At 40.2% G+C, this 17,426-nt stretch carries 17 protein-coding genes, 1 other RNA gene and 1 pseudogene; 1 reads left to right on the plus strand and 18 read right to left on the minus strand.

Annotation, left to right across the window (positions count from 1 at the left end):
* Positions 1–236: 236 nt before the first annotated feature.
* From HMPREF0847_RS10075 to tgt, 14 genes and pseudogenes are all read right to left on the minus strand, one after another.
* On the minus strand, positions 237–1,043 hold the full coding sequence (locus tag HMPREF0847_RS10075) for a hypothetical protein (protein WP_008808180.1): 807 nt from the start codon (positions 1,041–1,043) through the stop codon (positions 237–239).
* 21 nt (positions 1,044–1,064) lie between these two features.
* On the minus strand, positions 1,065–1,967 hold the full coding sequence (locus HMPREF0847_RS10080) for a hypothetical protein (RefSeq protein ID WP_008808179.1): 903 nt from the start codon (positions 1,965–1,967) through the stop codon (positions 1,065–1,067).
* A gap of 183 nt (positions 1,968–2,150) precedes the next feature.
* Positions 2,151–2,627, minus strand: a pseudogene (gene pgi / locus HMPREF0847_RS10085) (glucose-6-phosphate isomerase); the annotation flags it as partial.
* A gap of 440 nt (positions 2,628–3,067) precedes the next feature.
* Positions 3,068–3,439 carry a PTS glucitol/sorbitol transporter subunit IIA gene (locus tag HMPREF0847_RS10095; RefSeq protein WP_008808177.1) on the minus strand — a complete coding sequence of 124 codons (372 nt, stop codon included), beginning with the start codon at positions 3,437–3,439 and terminating at the stop codon, positions 3,068–3,070.
* A gap of 98 nt (positions 3,440–3,537) precedes the next feature.
* On the minus strand, positions 3,538–4,518 hold the full coding sequence (gene srlE, locus HMPREF0847_RS10100) for a PTS glucitol/sorbitol transporter subunit IIB (protein ID WP_020992831.1): 981 nt from the start codon (positions 4,516–4,518) through the stop codon (positions 3,538–3,540).
* Between the two features lie 13 nt (positions 4,519–4,531).
* Positions 4,532–5,077, minus strand: a complete 546-nt coding sequence (gene srlA / locus HMPREF0847_RS10105) for a PTS glucitol/sorbitol transporter subunit IIC (protein WP_001015684.1) — start codon at positions 5,075–5,077, stop codon at positions 4,532–4,534.
* On the minus strand, positions 5,074–5,571 hold the full coding sequence (locus tag HMPREF0847_RS10110) for a transcriptional regulator GutM (protein ID WP_001086645.1): 498 nt from the start codon (positions 5,569–5,571) through the stop codon (positions 5,074–5,076). The genes srlA and HMPREF0847_RS10110 overlap by 4 nt, the downstream gene beginning before the upstream one ends.
* Positions 5,571–7,397, minus strand: coding sequence for a BglG family transcription antiterminator (locus tag HMPREF0847_RS10115; protein ID WP_080982554.1), 1,827 nt, complete (start codon positions 7,395–7,397; stop codon positions 5,571–5,573). Before HMPREF0847_RS10115 ends, HMPREF0847_RS10110 begins: the two co-directional genes overlap by 1 nt.
* Positions 7,398–7,459: 62 nt before the next feature.
* Positions 7,460–8,260 (minus strand): SDR family oxidoreductase, encoded by an 801-nt coding sequence (locus HMPREF0847_RS10120; protein WP_001000837.1) that lies wholly within the window; start codon positions 8,258–8,260, stop codon positions 7,460–7,462.
* 186 nt (positions 8,261–8,446) lie between these two features.
* On the minus strand, positions 8,447–9,796 hold the full coding sequence (locus HMPREF0847_RS10125; protein WP_008808173.1) for a glucose-6-phosphate isomerase: 1,350 nt from the start codon (positions 9,794–9,796) through the stop codon (positions 8,447–8,449).
* A 485-nt stretch (positions 9,797–10,281) separates the two neighbouring features.
* Positions 10,282–10,379, minus strand: an RNA gene (gene ffs, locus HMPREF0847_RS11170) — signal recognition particle sRNA small type.
* Positions 10,380–10,391: 12 nt separating this feature from the next.
* A complete protein-coding gene (gene tadA / locus HMPREF0847_RS10130; protein WP_020992832.1) occupies positions 10,392–10,859 on the minus strand; it encodes a tRNA adenosine(34) deaminase TadA in 468 nt (155 codons plus the stop codon).
* Between the two features lie 156 nt (positions 10,860–11,015).
* A complete protein-coding gene (locus tag HMPREF0847_RS10135; protein WP_008808171.1) occupies positions 11,016–11,675 on the minus strand; it encodes a uridine kinase family protein in 660 nt (219 codons plus the stop codon).
* Positions 11,676–11,699: 24 nt separating this feature from the next.
* On the minus strand, positions 11,700–12,842 hold the full coding sequence (gene tgt / locus HMPREF0847_RS10140) for a tRNA guanosine(34) transglycosylase Tgt (RefSeq protein ID WP_008808170.1): 1,143 nt from the start codon (positions 12,840–12,842) through the stop codon (positions 11,700–11,702).
* 139 nt (positions 12,843–12,981) lie between these two features.
* Between tgt and HMPREF0847_RS10145 the strand changes: the two genes are divergently transcribed.
* Positions 12,982–13,809, plus strand: a complete 828-nt coding sequence (locus tag HMPREF0847_RS10145; RefSeq protein WP_008808169.1) for a DUF975 family protein — start codon at positions 12,982–12,984, stop codon at positions 13,807–13,809.
* 103 nt (positions 13,810–13,912) lie between these two features.
* On the opposite strand, the gene HMPREF0847_RS10150 is transcribed toward HMPREF0847_RS10145, so the two are convergent.
* The 4 genes from HMPREF0847_RS10150 to HMPREF0847_RS10165 form a co-directional block, all read right to left on the minus strand.
* Positions 13,913–15,379, minus strand: coding sequence for an alpha-L-fucosidase (locus HMPREF0847_RS10150; protein WP_008808168.1), 1,467 nt, complete (start codon positions 15,377–15,379; stop codon positions 13,913–13,915).
* A 229-nt stretch (positions 15,380–15,608) separates the two neighbouring features.
* On the minus strand, positions 15,609–16,235 hold the full coding sequence (locus HMPREF0847_RS10155; RefSeq protein WP_020992833.1) for a DUF6287 domain-containing protein: 627 nt from the start codon (positions 16,233–16,235) through the stop codon (positions 15,609–15,611).
* A 163-nt stretch (positions 16,236–16,398) separates the two neighbouring features.
* A complete protein-coding gene (locus HMPREF0847_RS10160; RefSeq protein WP_008808166.1) occupies positions 16,399–16,896 on the minus strand; it encodes a kinase in 498 nt (165 codons plus the stop codon).
* Between the two features lies 1 nt (position 16,897).
* Entirely contained in the window at positions 16,898–17,335 is a 438-nt protein-coding gene (locus tag HMPREF0847_RS10165; RefSeq protein WP_008808165.1) for a CoA-binding protein, read from the minus strand.
* Between the last annotated feature and the right edge of the window lie 91 nt (positions 17,336–17,426).

The following is a 17,426-nucleotide window of genomic DNA, read 5'->3' on the forward strand; positions in this document are numbered from 1 at the left end:
TAATTAAAAATCTATCTCAATAGTGCTACATCTCCCCTGATTGTAACATATAATCAAGGAAAGGAAAACTTCCACTTCTTAGATTTACTGGGCAGATTAGTGAATCAATTTCAACTAAACAGATAAAGACCTGGAATTTCCATTCCAGATCTTTCAAAAAATTTTATTCAAACTTTAAGCTACTCGCTCCTCATACCCTATCAGGAATCTCCAAGTGAACGAGAATAAGTCGCTTTTTAATCGGCTCCTTTTTTAGCTAAAAGGAAATCTCCATCTGCCTGTTTAACAAAGGTCAACTTGTACTCATCCGAACCCGATGAGTTGAATTGAATCCTCATTTTGGTAATTACTTCATCTGTTTCAATATCTTCCCCTGCAGACACCATCAGAGATGAGACTGCATTATCCCCGATGACTTCCTTATAGGAAACCCCGCCTTTACCTGTTTTTGGATCTCCCACTTTCAGCTTATCATAATAATCAGAGGGCATATAAGCGGCTTTAGCCTTTCTGTAATCACCTGAATAAGAAATATTTTGTAAGTAGTAGCGATCGCCTTCCTTCTTAAAAGCAAGCTCCATTTCACGAATTAAGCGATAGTAGAAACTATCTTCATCCTGGTCATAATCATCTAACTCGCCCCACTTTAAATCAATTCTATCTCTTCGAAACGAACCTTTTATAGCCTTACCATACTCATCAAGAATATCTTCTATGGGAGTTCCTAAATCTGGCTTATCGTAATAACCGAACTTAAGAGCAGCGAGATTATTGATATCCCAACTAAATTCTGACTCTTCGGGGTCGATATATTCAGCAGCCACATCTCTTTTTGATTTACCCGTATCAGCTTTTAAATTGATGATTGGATAGAGGCGCTTGGTCAGATTCATATCCCCTGTAGAATAACCAAAAATTAGACCAACTATCAGCCCCAAAACCGCAAAACCTGTGATACAAATAAGCATTCGCCTTTTTCCTGCTTTCTCTTGATCACGATTTTCAGGCACGTCAAATGGTATCTGTGATTGATTTATATTCATCTTTCATCTATCTCCTCTATCTTAATCTCGTTCTGTGCCAATGTATAAGAATTCCCCATTCGGTTGTGCTAGGAATCGTAATGTCTTATAATCATCATCAACTTCATAGAATACCCTTGCAATCACTCGATTAGAAATATACTTTTCTCCATTAGCAGTAATATCGTTTTCCGTTTCAATTTGGATAGATTGTCCATGTTTTTTCAATAATTCTGATAAAGGAGTCCCTCCCTTGCCTGTTTTTGAATCTCCTTTTTTCAGACTTTTAAACTCTTCATTTGTCAATTTATAATCTTTTGAATTGTCAGTATCCTTTTCATCTTCGTCTTCATCTTCTAGTTTCTGCTTGTCTTGGAATTCGCCTAGTGCATAAGATTGGACATGCTTTAAATAATAATTGTCACCTGATTTTTCAAAATACATAGTGACGCTTTGACTTTTTGAAGACTTCGATCTATCCCAAGAAAGTTTAATCCCCTTCTTTTCATAATCTACACCAGAAGCCAAACCATAAGTATTAACAATTTGATCTGCAGTTAATCCATGACCATCCTTATTGTTATACTTCAACAAGCCAAGATCTTTAAGAGAAAAAGTAAAAACAACCCTGTCTTTCTCTGTGATAAAGCCAGTTTCTGTATCTTTAGTTTCTGCTTTAGCTCGTTCTAGCCGTTTATATCGTCGGGTATCAGCTTCAGACTTGAATGATTGTCCCCAAAGATAGCCAACACCTCCACCAATCAGTCCAGCAACAAAAGCAGCAAGGACTGAGAAAGTGATCAACTTAATCCAACCGCGTTTAGCTTCCGATTGAAGTTCTTGATGATTTTCCTCTTGAGAAACTAAATTGTTTTCTTTCTGATCAGGCTCTTGATCGGTTTGTCCTTCTTGCGATTTAAAAGGCTTTTTGTCCTCTGTTGTCATAACATCTCCTTTGCTAGCAATTTTCGCCTATTACTCTCCTCACTTTTCGTGAATAAAGTCAGATGCGCAAAATTTAAATATAATAGTTCTAATATATCATAAAATCACAAGATTGGCCAACGCCCCAAAAGATAAAGGGTCCTATACAAAAAAGACCTCTTTCGAGGTCCTTTCATTTGTCTATTAAAGGCGTGCGTTCAATTCTTTGCTCAATTCTTCAAATCCTGGTTTACCAAGAAGGGCAAACATGTTACGTTTGTAAGCTTCAACACCTGGTTGGTCAAATGGGTTGATGGCATTCAAGTAACCTGAAAGGGCGATAGCCAATTCGAAGAAGTAGATAGTGTATCCAAGAGTGAAGGCATCTTGCTCAGGAAGAGTTACGTACATGTTTGGCACGTCACCGTCAGTGTGGGCAAGAAGAACACCATCAGTAGCTTTTTTGTTAACGAAGTCAACGTCTTTTCCTTGAAGGTAGCCAAGGCCGTCAAGGTCTTCTTCCAAAGTAGGGATGATCACGTTCTTACGTGGTTTGTCAACACGAACAACTGTTTCAAACATGATACGAGTTCCTTCTTGGATAAATTGACCCAATGAGTGTAGGTCTGTTGAGAAGTTAGCTGAAGTTGGGTAAATACCTTTTTGGTCTTTTCCTTCTGTTCAGGCACACCTTATGGATGCATCTGCTGGAAATTCCCTTGCACTGGCTGGCTAGTTTGATTGACTTCAAGCTCTTTGCGCTTGACCTTGACCGTCTTTTTCTGGCATGCTTTTATCCTTATAAATTTTGTTGATTTGTCATATTGCGAAAACATTGAAAAACAATGACAAATTTTACAATATTAAAACATAAATTATTTTCCCTATCAAAAAGGGAGTGGGAAAGAACTTCAAACAAGTTAAAAAGTTCATCTTCCCACCCCCGCACAGTTGATCAGGCAATCTTTGGGGCTTAAAAAGCGAAGGAAGATGCCAATCAACCACCGCGTCATCTATTTTTTCTAATTTAGACCCAGAAGCCTGGACTTTTTGTCCAAGCTCTGAATCAATTTTTTTGACTTTTATGTTTCTAAATTGCTTGATTTTAAATTTTGTTATGGTCAAGCAGTTTCGAAAATCTGAATGGTAGAGTCCTTTTCAATTACTACTGCTTGGTCTGCTGCAACATGGAGAGTGCCCGGCAGGCTGCCCTCTTTTGAACCATCAAAAGAAATCGTGATATGGCCCAGTCCAGTTAAATTTTTTTCTACTACATTTCCTACGGCAGTAATCGAATATTCCTGACTATCTACCACCAGCTTTCCACCTTCTAGTATTGCACCTAGAAGATTTTTGTTATCGATTTTAAAACAATACTCTGCTAAGTCTTCCGGAGCTTCTTCTCCAAACAAAATGAGCATATTGGCATCTTGAATCATATTCTGAGCTTCAGGCCCCACTTGAATTACTTTAGCTTCAAAAATTTTCTTCATCTAATTCCTATTCATCCTTTCTCAAATCTGTCATAAACTTATGCTTATAGATAAGTTTAACATAATAGTTGCTATGTTTACGTGCATCTATCAAAGGTTTACTGATAAAGGCCAATACTAGCTATCCAAGCTACTAGCACCCGCGGAACACCATTGAGAAAGCGTGAATAAAGCACAGAAGGGACACCAACCTCAACTGTTTCAGCCTTGGCTTCAGATAGACCGAGTGCTACAGGAATGAAATCACAACCGTTTTGAGTGTTGATAGCAAATATAGCTGGCAGAGCCATTTGGGGCGGAATATTCCCTTTGCCGATTTCAACTCCAATTAAGGTTCCAATAATCTGACTGATAACAGCTCCGGGGCCTAACAAAGGAGATAGGAATGGCAAGGAACAGATAAAGCCAATCAAAATGAGTCCCCAGATGTTCCCAGCTAGGGGAACCATTAATTTTGCCAGCCAATTTCCAACACCTGAACCTTGAATAACCCCAATCAGCAAGGAAACAAAGGCCATGAAAGGAATGATCGTGTTGAGCATTGTTTGGATGGCTTCACGAGCAGCCTGGTTGAAAGTCGCAACGACCTTCCCAGCGCCCATCCCAATTCTTGCTACAATACTTGTTTCAGCTTTTTGCTCTGTAATTTTTTTACTAGTATCGTAAGTTGGCTTTTCTGTTACCACAGTTGTCGCTTTTTCGTCTTCATTAGCAGCAGAAATTTGATTAAGGCCAACTGCTGACACATAGATTTCCTCGGTTATATATTGAGCTAGAGGCCCACTTTTCCCTGTAGCTACAATATTTATTGTAGGGATCCCCTTTTTAGGATAAATACCACAGCGAAGAGTACCGCCACAATCCACGATTGCTAAAGCAATTTCCTCATCTGGGATAGAAGTTTTAAACCCATTAACAGCTTCCATACCGGTCAAATCAGCAATTTTATCCACAATATCTGGCTTTTCTCCTCCGCCAGTGATATAGATGAATTTATGCTTAGCTTCACTAGGTGTAATGACCAAAGGTCCTCCGAAACCGCCATTTCCTTTAACAACTTTTATACTCTTATATGACATAATTTCACTCTTTCTATAAATCAAATGTTTTACTCAAGGTAACACCTTGCTGTTTTGCTACATAAGCAGTTGTAAAATCGGTCACCCAACCGCCTACAAAGTTCATGACAAGCCCAACAAGCATGTAACGAATGGCTAAGTCCATTTGACTTAAACCTAAAGTTTGAATTCCTGTTGCAATTCCCATCCATACAAACAATTCCCCAGGATTGATATGCGGAAATACACCATTTGAAGTATGGCAGAACTGCATCTGAGCTGCTACAAAACTAGGTTTATAATATTCTGGTAAGAAACGTCCCATACTGATTGCCATCGGATTCCCCAGCATAAAGGCTGAAATGAAAGGTAAAATCATATACCGGCTAACAGGATTTTTGGCAGAAATCTTAGCCAGGGAATTGACCTTCTCTTCTCCCAAGAAAGCGATAAGGGTATTCATTGCAATCAATAGCATTAAGACAAGCGGTACAATATTTGTCATCCAGCTAATAAAGGTTTCTCCACCTAATTGGAAGAGTTTCATAAAACTCTCTGCAAAATTTGTAATGTGATTCATAAGGAACTCCCTTTCTTATTTTTTTTAAATAACTGTTTAATAGATAATTGTAAGTAATTCGCATAAAAGCCGAATCCCAGAAAAGAATCAGATGAACTTGTCTCTTTCTCAATACCTGCCTCATGCCAAAGATAGACTTTTCTAGCATCTTCTATGGCTGATTGCATCAACTTATTTTCTTTTCTCACAAGAGGATTATACTTGTCAAAATAATGGATGTCTTCTCCAACATAATCGTCCATATTTTGAAAACGTGCTAAGATTGTGACTCCTTGCATTTTGCTAGCTTTAAGAACCCGACCGTTTTCATCAACCGCGAACATGACAATCGTACCGGATTTGATTCTTCCGGACTTCCTGCCAATCGCTACGCGCCCCAGTCTTCGGAGCATCGTATAGGTCTTATTGAAGTCTTTGAGTTGCTGCCAGCCGAGGAACATTTGAAATATATAAGCTGCCATGACAAATACAGCGAAAATTATTAGCGAATTCATTAAAATACTCCTTTGCTCTTAGAAAATGATAGAAACTCTGTCTCTGTTTCTACAGCCCTCAAAGCTTCTTTTAGAGAAGGCTCTCCTGCAATTCGAAAAATGTCGTCATACAATTCCAGCAATTCACTCTCCATTTTGCTTTCAATTTCTGAGGGAATGGCGACTAGAAAGATAAATTCAATCCAATCATCTCCTTTTTGATAAGGCTCTTCTAGCTTTCCAAACATTAAAATAGTCTTTGCATAACCCTGGTTAATTGTATGGGGGAAGGCAATTCCTCCACCAAAAATGGTTGATTGTTTTTTCTCCCTATCAATTATCCGATTTCTAAAACCTTCATCAATCATCTGAAGTTTCTCTAACAATGCAACCATATTTAGCAAGTATTGCTGATAGGTTTTTTGGGGACTCAACCGAAGAAAACGTAAGCTGACTGTTTCTAGATTTTTTTGATGAAAAGCATTGGCCCTCTGCCATTCTTCCCGCAGCCATTGATCATCAAAAAGATGATTAACTTGAATGACTGGAGATTTAGAATCTTTATATTTTAGAGGAACTGTCGTAAAAATCGCGAAATAGTCCTGATTCAAATCCAGATTAAAATCCTCTTCAGAATACTGAGTAATGTCTACATCATTTCCAAGGATTCGTCTGAGTTGCTGAATAATCATCGCAGCAGTTCCTCTTCCTGTTGTGCAAACTACTGCTATCTGCTTGCGAGAACCATTTACAACAGAGTTTTGCTTTCTTAAAATCATTTCAAAATACAAAGCCAGATATCCGATTTCAGATAATTCCAATTCAGAACCAAAAATTGCAGACAGTTCTTCTCCAGCAATTTTCGCCATTTCAAAAGCAAAAGGATATTGAGTTTGAACCTCGCCATGGAATATATCATTAGCTTGCACATGGAAAATCAGTCGATTGATTAAGGGGCCTAGATGAGACTTGATTTCTTCAAATAATTCTTCATCATCAAAGTTAACCAACATTGTTTCTTTGACTTTCTTGACAATCCCTTGAAAAATGTTTGCAAGCTGTTCAGATTGATAAGACGGCTTGCTTAAAGTGTCAATAAAACGGATATTAAACGGAAAACACAAAAAGTCTATTTCAAACTGACTGAGGGAAATCTTATAAGTCATCTCAATATGATAGATTAATTTTTCAACCAAAGGTGTCTCTGTTAAATCATTCCTATAGTAAGGAATAGGGCAACTCAACACCCTAGATGCATAAATACGCTCCACCATAATTGAAATTGTCTTTCGAAGGAGTTCCTTTGTTTCTTTCGGGATTTTATACTCCTGGAGTAGCGTCTCCAGAAAAGAAGATGTTGCCTCGGTGAGTGTCTTTCCTTCAAAGTAAGGGGCCACTTGGTGAATATAGAGCAAGCGCAAATTCAGCTCGGACCCCAAGACCTCCAGCCCACGGTTGGGCTTTCCTGAAATAGTGATAGAGTAACTCTCTGCCAAAGATTTTACTTGTTTTAAATCCTTATTAAGGGTACTTCTACTAACACCTGCCTCCTCAGCCAAGTCGTCAATAAGAAGAGGGGAGGTTGACTTAATTAAACGTTTTAGTAAATAGGCAATTCTTTTACTGGAAGAATTGAAGTCACTCTCCCGTTTTAAACTACCAGATAAAATCCTTTCCAACTCAGTATAGTCATACACCTCTAACATTAACTTATCATCTTGTGAGATAATCTGGATACTCGGAGCCAAAACATCATTTAATTGTTGGATACTCTTTTGCAAGGTTTGCATACTAATATCCAGCTCTGAGCGCATATCTACCAAGGAATAAGTTGGCTGTGAGACCATTTTTTCTAAAATGTTATACCATCGATTTACTATGGTCAACTCTCTTCCTCACCTTCATTTTTTTAACCGCGAGTTTTCCCCCCGGCAATATTTGTAGTGACTCCAGTTATATAGCTAGAACGGTCTGAAATATAGAATGCTACAAGGTCAGCTACTTCCCGTAGTTTACCACTTCGTCCCAAAGGAGTTGTTGAAGTTGAAGCATAACCAGCTCGAATATCTTCTACCGTCTTTCCACGGGTATAAGCAAGAGCTTCCTCATAAGAAAGAGTTCGAAGTCCCGTAGCTTCCATAATTCCTGGAGCAATTCCAACCACACGTACACCATGCTTACCCAGCTCTTTTGCCCATGAACGAGTGTAACTATAGACTGCTGCTTTTGTGGCAGCATAGGCACTTTGTCCTTCAGAACCTTCCAAGCCTGCTTCTGAAGCCATGTTCACAATTACACCTTTTCCATTTTTCACTAAAATACGTCCCACTGCCTGACTAACCAGATACAAACCTTTTTGATTAATCATCGTTACTTTTTCGAACGTCTCATCGTCCAATTCGTAAGGACCTTTAGGATTTTCTGCATCGATTAATAATCTAGGGATATTAATCCCTGCATTATTGACCACTGCATCAATATTGCCAAATCTTTCAACTATTTTGGCAACACCCTCTTCTACTTCAGAGCGAGAAGTTACATCAACTTTTACAAATAATAGATTTGGATGACGCAAATCGTTGTCGCTAAGATCGAAATTCGCTACATTGACACCTAATTCCAGCAATTCTTCAACGATTGCCTTACCGATCCCAGATGACGCGCCAGTCACAAGAACTGTTTTGCCTTTTATGTTTAACCAATCATTCATTTTGATACCTCTCAAATTTTATTTACAAGGCAATTATACAGCGCTTTCATAAAAGAATTAAGACACTCTTTTTTATACTGTTCAAAAAAATAATAAACTAATTATGAGGCTTGTACTAAAAAATCCACAAGAAATGAACTTGTGGATCTCTTTTTATACTCTAAATGAACTCAAGGCATATAAGAATCAAAGGCGTGCATTCAGCTCAGCACCCAGCTCTTCAAAGCCTGGTTTTCCAAGAAGGGCAAACATGTTTTTCTTATAAGCCTCAACTCCAGGCTGGTCAAATGGATTGATACCATTCAGGTAGCCAGAAAGAGCAATAGCCAACTCAAAGAAGTAAATAGTGTAGCCCAAAGTGAACTCATCTTGCTCAGGCAGTGTCACAAACATATTTGGAACTCCACCATCAGTGTGTGCTAACAGCACTCCATCTGTAGCTTTTTTATTGACAAAGTCAACATCTTTTCCTTGCAAGTAGCCAAGACCGTCCAAGTCTTCTGCCAATTCAGGAATCAGCACATTTTTGCGAGGTTTATCTACACGTACAACTGTTTCAAAGAGGATACGGGTACCTTCCTGGATAAATTGTCCCAGAGAGTGCAAGTCTGTTGAGAAGTTGGCTGAAGTTGGGTAAATCCCTTTTTGGTCTTTCCCTTCTGACTCACCAGCCAGTTGCTTCCACCACTCAGAGAAGTATTGTAGAGATGGTTCATAGTTAGCTAGAACTTCTGTCAGATAACCTTTACGGTACAAGATATTGCGTACAACTGCATATTGATATGCTTCATTTTCAGCCAACTTATCAGAAGCATAAGCCTTGCGAGCAGCATTTGCTCCTTCCATTAACTTGCTGATATCAGCCCCTGCAGCTGCGATTGGCAAGAGTCCCACTGCTGTCAATACTGTAAAACGACCACCTACACTATCAGGCACTACAAAAGTATCCCAGCCATTAGCATCTGCTTCAACCTTAACTGCACCTTTAGCGCGGTCTGTAGTTGCATAAATCCGTTTATTTGCTTCTTCCTGACCATACTTCTTAACCAAGAGTTCTTTGAAGACACGGAAAGCAATAGCAGGCTCTGTAGTCGTTCCTGACTTAGAAATAACGTTGACAGAGAAATCTTTGTCTGATACATAGTCTACCAAATCAGCCAAATAGCTTGAAGAAATAGAATTTCCAGCATAGAGGATTTGAGGTGCCTTGCGTTCTTCCTTGCTTTGTAGATTTACAAAAGAATTATTCAAGAAATCAATAGCTGCACGAGCTCCTAAATAGGAACCACCAATACCGATTACGATCAATACCTCACTATCAGATTGGATTTTAGCAGCAGCCTTTTGAATACGAGCAAATTCATCTTTGTCATATTCTTCAGGCAAGTTCAACCAGCCAGTCATTTCTGCCCCAGGACCTGTACCATTTCGCAGAGCAGAATCTGCAGCAGTCACTTGAGGCTGCATATAATCTAGTTCATGTGGTGCTACAAATTTATCTAACACCTTTGAGTAGTCAAATTTAATATGTGACATGTTTATCCTCCAATTGTTCTTTTCTTTTATGATAACGCTTTAAGAAAAAATAAGCAAGTGCTTTCACTATTTTAAAACGTTTACATTTTATATTCTATACTATTTTTCTAAATAAGCTAACCTTAGGACATAACCGAGAGCACTCGTTTGCGTAAGACAACAAATTTTAGGCCTATTGAGAAGAACAATTTTGATTGACAAGAAAACAAATACGCTTCTTAAGATTGGATGTCAGCTGAATTCATTTCAGGTCCGTTCAAACTAGATTCGCTGCTCCAATATTCATCTGCACCTTTTAGGCTTGATTCATTATACTTCGGAACCTAGTTCTCACTTTGTTCGAACTGCGTCAATGCACCTAAGTTCATCCGCGTCCGTTGGACTTGATTCACTAAGGGCTATCATAGGTTTACAGCTTTTTCCCTAGCGGGAAAAACTGCATCCATTGCTCTAGGATTCTTCTGCGTCCCTTGGACTTGACTCATCAAGAGCAATAGAAAAGAGCACACAGTTCACTTCGCTTAGGGCTGCTGGATTCCTCCCCTGACCCGCTTCACGCAGAACTGTTGCTCCATGAATAGTATATCATATTTTTTTACTTTTGGCGACGATTTCTGAAAAAATCTTGCATGATTTGAGCGCACTCTTCTTGGAGAACACCTGTCTCCACCTCCACTCGGTGGTTTAGTCGTTCATCCGTTAAAATATCATACAGGCTACCAGCTGCACCAAACTTTTGATTTGATGCTCCGTAGACAACATGGGGTATGCGCGCTAAACCGATTGCTCCGCTACACATGACACAAGGTTCAATGGTCACAAAAAGTGTTGTATCCAGCAAGCGCCAGCTATTCTCATGCTGATTTGCCTCTTCAATAGCCATGATTTCCGCATGCATGACCGCCCGTTGCAATTCCTCACGTGCATTATGCCCGCGACCAATAATCTGACCGTCTCTAACAATGACACATCCGATTGGAATTTCATCATTTTCCAAAGCAATTCTGGCCTCTTTTAAGGCCTCTAGCATAAAATATTCTTTTTCCTCTTTACTATAGTTCATAAGTTTTTTCTTATCTTTCAGATTCTCTTTTGCTCTATTATAATGTTTAGAACCAAAAAAAGCCACCAAGAATCTTGGGGGCTTTTTAGGAGATTATGAAAAATTTTAGGATAGGTATATCATAAACTCCCTTACTTAAAGAAAACTTAAAGTTTTTTAGAAATTATCAAAAGCAGTCGCTTCTATATTTTTTTGTTTTTCTACTAGAAAATAATCATCGGATTGATTAATAAGTAAATCCGCATCTTTTTCATAGATCTGATAAAAGCGCCTATATTGCTCTCGCCGAGCTAGATGCGTCTGCTTTATCCAATCTGGTCTGCGCTCTCGAACAGCCACATCACGAGCCAAGCGACGCTTTAACTCAGTCTGATCATCTGTGTAAAAGCAAATCGATAAATCAAACAAACTTTCAGGCAAAAAGGCAGCCGACATCCCTTCTACTATTAGAATTGGCTTTTGAGCTGATAAACGCAAACTGGATGACCAAGTTGTACCAATGGTCAGAATATCCAGACCAGACTGCAAGGCGCAAATATCTCGCTCCAGACTGCTTAGTTCATGAACCGCAGGGAGACAGGCTGTTACTTTTTGATGAGGAAAATCTTTGGAACTGAGCAAATCTCGATAGTCTCCAGTAATTACATAAGGATCTGTTTCCAGCAGATTGGCTCGTTCCTCACCCAAGGCTAGTTGGAGTTTTCGAGCAAAAGTTGACTTGCCTGAAGCACCATGACCATATATACGTATAGTATGTTTTTGATCTGCTATCAGATACGCTGTCAAGCTTTCCAGCAATTTTTCTTCATCTGACATGACCTCTCCTTTCAAATGGAGATTTTAGAAATTTCGATTGGATCGATTATAGCCGTAGCGTTCCATAAAATCTTCACGGAATTCTAACAAATTATCATCCATAATAGCTTGGCGAACTTTCTTCATAAGGTTTACTAAGAAGTAAAGATTGTGGTAACTTGTCAAGCGAAGACCAAATGTTTCGTCAGCCTTGAGCAGATGGCGGATATAAGCCCGCGTGTAATTGGTACAAGTGTAGCAATCACAGTTATGATCCAATGGCGTGAAATCTTCTTCAAACTGGGCATTTTTGACGACTAGGCGTCCTTCACTAGTCATACAAGTGCCGTTTCGGGCAATGCGAGTCGGCAAAACGCAGTCAAACATATCCACACCACGGATAACACCATCGATCAAGCTATCTGGCGCACCTACTCCCATAAGATAGCGGGGTTTGTTTTCAGGTAGTAGAGGAGTTGTGAAGTCCAGCACCGCATTCATCTCTTCGTGAGACTCACCAACAGCCAAACCTCCAATAGAGTAGCCTGGGAAATCCATGCTGACCAAGTCTTGAGCAGATTGGCGGCGCAAATCTTCAAAGCCAGCTCCTTGAACAATACCAAAAAGACCCTGATCATGAGGACGGCTGTGGGCCTTGAGTCCACGCTCAGCCCAACGGCTGGTCCGCTCAATAGACTTCTTGACATAGTCATAAGGCTGGTAGAACTGCGGGCATTCGTCAAAGGACATCATAATGTCACTGCCTAGATTATTCTGAATAGAGATAGCCTTTTCTGGTGAGAGAAACATCTTGGAACCGTTGAGGTGGTTTTTGAAGGTTACCCCTTCTTCTGTGATATTGCGACTATCAGCTAGAGAATAGACCTGGAAACCACCGCTATCGGTCAGAATAGGCTGGTCCCAGTTCATGAACTTGTGCAGACCACCTGCACGGGCAATCAGTTCATCGCCCGGCCGTAGCCAGAGATGGTAAGTATTGGCCAAGATAATACCCGACCCCATTTGCTTGAGCTCTTCAGGGGACTGAGTCTTGACTGTCGCCTGAGTGCCAACCGGCATAAACATAGGCGTCGGAAAGGTCCCGTGAGGTGTAATAATCTCTCCCAGACGGGCACCTGTGTGCTTTTCTTTTTTGATCAATCGATATTGAATCGGTGAATCTGACATTTTTACCTCCGATGCTGGGAAAGACAGTCCCAGATCTTATTTTCTGTGGAAAATTCCACAAGATACTGTATGATTTTATCAAAAAAAGCCCTGTCTGTCACGGGGTATGATATAATAGATAGCATTACTGGAGGTTTTTATGAATTTACGTCAACTGAGGGCTGAAGCCCGTCTCCTACAGAGGAAAATACCAGGACTCCTACTTCTCTTTTTCATCCCGATTATGATCTTGTTGCTGAGCAACTTTTTGGGTGATTCGCAAGAGGATTTGATGGAATATTTCGCGTCGATAGATCTAAAACAGGCTTTCTATCTTGAAGTCAGTCGCGGTCTTTTCTCTCAAGTAATCAATTTCGTCATCTCTCTTTTTATCATTTCAGCGTCCTATGCTTTAATTGATTTGTTGCGCAGACAAACTGAACAATTGAAGTTTTCGGACTCTCTGCGTGCTTTTTCCAATCAAATCTTTACTCCCCTTGTACTTACTTTGTTTTGCAAGCGTCTGATTTTGTTTTGTTGGAGTATTTTACTTTGGGTTGGCTCTGTCATTTCTATATTTACGAGCTACCGCATCCTCTATATCTACAATCAAGCTCCTAATAATCAACTGTCTGATCAAGCTATTCAGCAGATTAGCAACTACTCGCCTTCTCTGTTTCTGGGCTTGCTTCTCGTTACTCTAGGATTGATTATCTCCCTTCCTCAGCGTTATGCTTATTCGCAAGCTGAGTTTATTCTTTACGATCAACTTAAAGAAGGAACTTACCAAGGTCCGCTTCAAGTCCTTCGTCAAAGCCGGCTTATGATGAAGGGATACAAAGACAAACGTTTTATGCTGGATGTGAGCTTTATCGGCTGGCAGGTTTTAATGTTTCTGACCCTTGGTCTTGCTGGAATCTATGTTATCCCCTATATCCATACTAGCTCCGTCCTCTTTTATGAGCAATTAAAAGCCCTAAAAAAATAAAAGCAACTCTGCTTGAGTGTACTGACCCCAAAAAGTTAGACAGTAAATCTAACCGATTAGGGATAGTTCATCAGGCAGAAGTGCTTTTTGTTTGTACGCTATTTTAAGCCAGCTCGACTTTAAAGACCAGTGGCAGGTTAGTCTCAACTTCAGACAAGAATATCCGTAAACCTTGAGAAGTTTGCTCCCATTTCAGTGCTTTTTCATAGCCCAGCAAGGAGACACTTTTTATAATACCGTGGAAACGAGAGGCGGGATTTTCCCTTTCATCCGCCAAGGCTTCTACTGTCAGCCATTGATCCATAGCCGGCTCCATTGCAAATACATAAACAGAACCTCCCTTGGCTGTAAAACGGAAATCTTGATGAGTATAGGTTACGGTATCACCATCAGAAAATGGTCCACTAGCCGGCTGTGTCGGCCCTTCTCCAAATTGTCTCCAAGCATAGGAGTCATATATCGCTGGCCCATTCACCTCCAGCCAAGTCCCTATTTCCTTTAAGATAGCCTGATCTCTCTCAGGAATCGAACCGTCTCCTTTAGGTCCGATATTGAGCAGGAGATTCCCATTTTTAGAAACTACATCGATCAAGGTTTGGATGATTTCTTTAGCAGATTTATAATCCAGCTGCTCTGTGTAGCCCCAGGAATTACGTGCGATAGCTGTATCTGTCTGCCAAGTGAAAGGCTGTATCTCCGCAAAGCCACCGCGTTCCATCTCGACAATCCCAGAGCCAAAAGCCAGGGCATCGTGCTTGTAACAAATACTAGCTGGCTTACCGGTCGCAGCTCCCAAATTATAATAATAGGCCGCAAAAAGTTTCAAATATTCTTTAAAGGCTGTATGTTGAATCCACCAGTCAAAGTACAAAATCTCTGGCTGATAGTCTCGGACAAGCTCACAGGTCCGCAAGAGCCAATCATCTAAAAATTCTTGATCAGGATAGGGCTGACCAAATAAATCATGGTGATCTGGCTCTGGCATAGCTGGCCAATATAGTTCATCTCGGCTGACTTCCTTAGCGATGTCACTATCGAATTCTTTCCCATGTGAGAAGAAAAAATGATGCTCAGCCCGATGGGAAGAAGTACAGAAATGAAGATGGGCTTGATCTGTTGCCTGCTTTAACTCCTGTAAGATATCCCGCTTTGGTCCCATTTCCACACTATTAAAAGGTGATAGCTGACTTTCATAAAGCTGGAAACCATCATGATGCTCAGCTACTGGAAAAATGTAGCGCGCCCCAGCCATTTTAAAAATCTGTACCCACTCCTCCGCCTGAAATTTTTCGGCAGTAAATAGAGGAATGAAATCCTTATAACCAAAATCCTTGTGGGACCCATAGGTTTTGACGTGATGTTCAAACTCTGCTGTACCTTGGATGTACATATTACGAGAATACCACTCACTCCCAAAAGCCGGTAGACTATAAAGCCCCCAATGGATAAAAATCCCAAACTTAGCTCCTTTGAACCAGTTGGGCACCTGATAGGTCGCAAGAGAATCCCAGTCTGGATAGAAAGGCCCTTGATTGGCAACTTTTTTGATTTCTTCTAAGCTAATCTTCATTACTACTGCCTCATTAGTTTATTTTAAAACGCTTTCTTTTATTCTACCAGTTTTTTGAAGAAGAAAGAGTCATTTTACAAAAAAATAATCCAAAACAACCCTGTGAGCAAACTTTCCGCTAAAATAGAGAAAAAGGAACAGCAATCAATCCTGTCCCCTGTTGTTATATTGTCAGCAAGATGAGTATTTCGGAAAACCACTCGCACCACGATTCTCATCATTCAATACATCAATTCGCTACGCGATAATAGGGATGTTGAGATGCGTAAGTGAAATCTTGCCCAACTAAAATGCGTTCTTTCGGATTTTCATTTCCAGTATCATAAAGGCGAGCTCCTTTAGGAATGGCTGTGAAGGAGGCAATGTGATGTCCAGCTTTATTAGCTAGAATAGCTGTGTATTTGCCTTCAAAAATTTGACCATCCACTAAAGTATAGTCGCTTGACTCATTTCCTCTATAAGTATGGGACAGCAAGCCATTTGCATCAAAGACTAATTGGTTGCCTAAATCGTCTTGCCAAGTACCAGCAATACTAGAGTAATCACCGTTTGCAAGTGTTTGAATATCCATTCCTGCTATCTTTGTTTCAGAATTCGCCTGAGTCTTTGAGCTTGAAGTAACTTCTTTCTCCTCAGAAGAAGCTATATTTGCACTTGAATTGGTTTCCTTTGCTTCGTCTTTCGATTCGGAAGAGTCTGTTAAAGAGCTTTTGCTTTCTGACTTGCCTTTTGATACCGACTGGCTAACTTTGCTAGAGCTAGCTGTCTCGGACTTTTGTTGATTTCCGCAGGCACCCATAAAAACAAGTGTTCCCATTGCGAAAGTAGCACTCATGATCCATCGGATATTTTTCATAACAGTCTCCTTTTGTAACATAAGAAATATTTTGTAACATTATTGTAATCTATTGAAATAATTTTGTCAATATTTTATTTAATTTTTTCTCAAAAATTTATCTGCAATTTATGAAATACCTTTTTAATACAAAAAACAGGAGTTCCTCCTCCTGTGTTTCGTTTCAAATTTTCTCTAAATCTTGACAAATTCGCTGAAAAGCTGTCTCAAGCGAATCTTCATCTGTGAAAAAGACTTCCTCTTCCCAGCCTAAGAAGTCTCGGTCTTTCCACCAGCGCTTCATTTCGGCTGGGGTAAATTCTTCTTGTTTAGCTCTGGTCTGATGACGGCGGACCGTTTCTTCAAAAGTCAAATCATAGTAATACGCTAGAGTCTGAGAACCAAATAAATTCCGCAAACACTCTAGCATCTGTCCATAAATGTCTGTCTCATAAAACCCTTCTACCAGAACCAGCAGATCATGTTCGTAGCCGAAGTGGGCCAGTGTCTCCGTCAGGTCAATAGACAAATTTCCCGGCTCGACTTTTTCCTTGAGCATGTCCCGTCTAATCGTATCCTGCGCAATCAAGAGAGTACCTCGACCGTAGTGAGCCTGTAGTTTCTTGGTTAGGCTAGACTTGCCAGAGCCGGAATTTCCACGAATGATAACTAACTTAGCCAACTTATTCGCCCAGAATCAAGCGGGTATGCTCGCGTTTAATGCAGCGGTCCATGACAATATCATCCCGACCGGCTTTCCGTAAAATCTGCTCAGCTTCTTCATTCTCTAAGCCCAACTGAGCCCAGAAAATCTTGGCATCTGCTTCCAGAAAATCACGCGCTACATCTGGCAAAAATTCACTGCGGCGGTATACATTGACAATATCCACTGGGAAAGGAATGTCTTTGAGACTAGCATAAACGGTCTCACCAAAAATCTGACTGCCTGCTGCCCGCGGATTGACTGGGATAATGCGATAACCTCGCTCCTGCATCTCCTTGGACACACGGTTGCTGGTCGTTTCCTCACGGTCTGACAGACCAACAACAGCAATCACCTTGCTGTTTTCCAGATAATGCTTGACAATGGCATCACTGGGATTTTGAAAATGATAAGTCATAGGCTTCCTCCTTATTCATAATAAAGTTGGATAGTTTTGTCGTATTCATGTTTTAACAGAATCTAGGCTAAGTACCGTGTGAAAAAGATAA

The sequence above is a fragment of the Streptococcus sp. 2_1_36FAA genome (genome assembly GCF_000161955.2).
Lineage (GTDB): Bacteria > Bacillota > Bacilli > Lactobacillales > Streptococcaceae > Streptococcus > Streptococcus gordonii.

Excerpts from the sequence above, each read along its gene's own strand:
- HMPREF0847_RS10075 (WP_008808180.1), bottom strand. The coding sequence starts at position 1,043 with ATGAATATAAATCAATCACAGATACCATTTGACGTGCCTGAAAATCGT.
- HMPREF0847_RS10080 (WP_008808179.1), bottom strand. The coding sequence starts at position 1,967 with ATGACAACAGAGGACAAAAAGCCTTTTAAATCGCAAGAAGGACAAACC.
- HMPREF0847_RS10095 (WP_008808177.1), bottom strand. The coding sequence starts at position 3,439 with ATGAAGAAAATTTTTGAAGCTAAAGTAATTCAAGTGGGGCCTGAAGCT.
- srlE (WP_020992831.1), bottom strand. The coding sequence starts at position 4,518 with ATGTCATATAAGAGTATAAAAGTTGTTAAAGGAAATGGCGGTTTCGGA.
- srlA (WP_001015684.1), bottom strand. The coding sequence starts at position 5,077 with ATGAATCACATTACAAATTTTGCAGAGAGTTTTATGAAACTCTTCCAA.
- HMPREF0847_RS10110 (WP_001086645.1), bottom strand. The coding sequence starts at position 5,571 with ATGAATTCGCTAATAATTTTCGCTGTATTTGTCATGGCAGCTTATATA.
- HMPREF0847_RS10115 (WP_080982554.1), bottom strand. The coding sequence starts at position 7,397 with ATGGTCTCACAGCCAACTTATTCCTTGGTAGATATGCGCTCAGAGCTG.
- HMPREF0847_RS10120 (WP_001000837.1), bottom strand. The coding sequence starts at position 8,260 with ATGAATGATTGGTTAAACATAAAAGGCAAAACAGTTCTTGTGACTGGC.
- HMPREF0847_RS10125 (WP_008808173.1), bottom strand. The coding sequence starts at position 9,796 with ATGTCACATATTAAATTTGACTACTCAAAGGTGTTAGATAAATTTGTA.
- tadA (WP_020992832.1), bottom strand. The coding sequence starts at position 10,859 with ATGAACTATAGTAAAGAGGAAAAAGAATATTTTATGCTAGAGGCCTTA.
- HMPREF0847_RS10135 (WP_008808171.1), bottom strand. The coding sequence starts at position 11,675 with ATGTCAGATGAAGAAAAATTGCTGGAAAGCTTGACAGCGTATCTGATA.
- tgt (WP_008808170.1), bottom strand. The coding sequence starts at position 12,842 with ATGTCAGATTCACCGATTCAATATCGATTGATCAAAAAAGAAAAGCAC.
- HMPREF0847_RS10145 (WP_008808169.1), top strand. The coding sequence starts at position 12,982 with ATGAATTTACGTCAACTGAGGGCTGAAGCCCGTCTCCTACAGAGGAAA.
- HMPREF0847_RS10150 (WP_008808168.1), bottom strand. The coding sequence starts at position 15,379 with ATGAAGATTAGCTTAGAAGAAATCAAAAAAGTTGCCAATCAAGGGCCT.
- HMPREF0847_RS10155 (WP_020992833.1), bottom strand. The coding sequence starts at position 16,235 with ATGAAAAATATCCGATGGATCATGAGTGCTACTTTCGCAATGGGAACA.
- HMPREF0847_RS10165 (WP_008808165.1), bottom strand. The coding sequence starts at position 17,335 with ATGACTTATCATTTTCAAAATCCCAGTGATGCCATTGTCAAGCATTAT.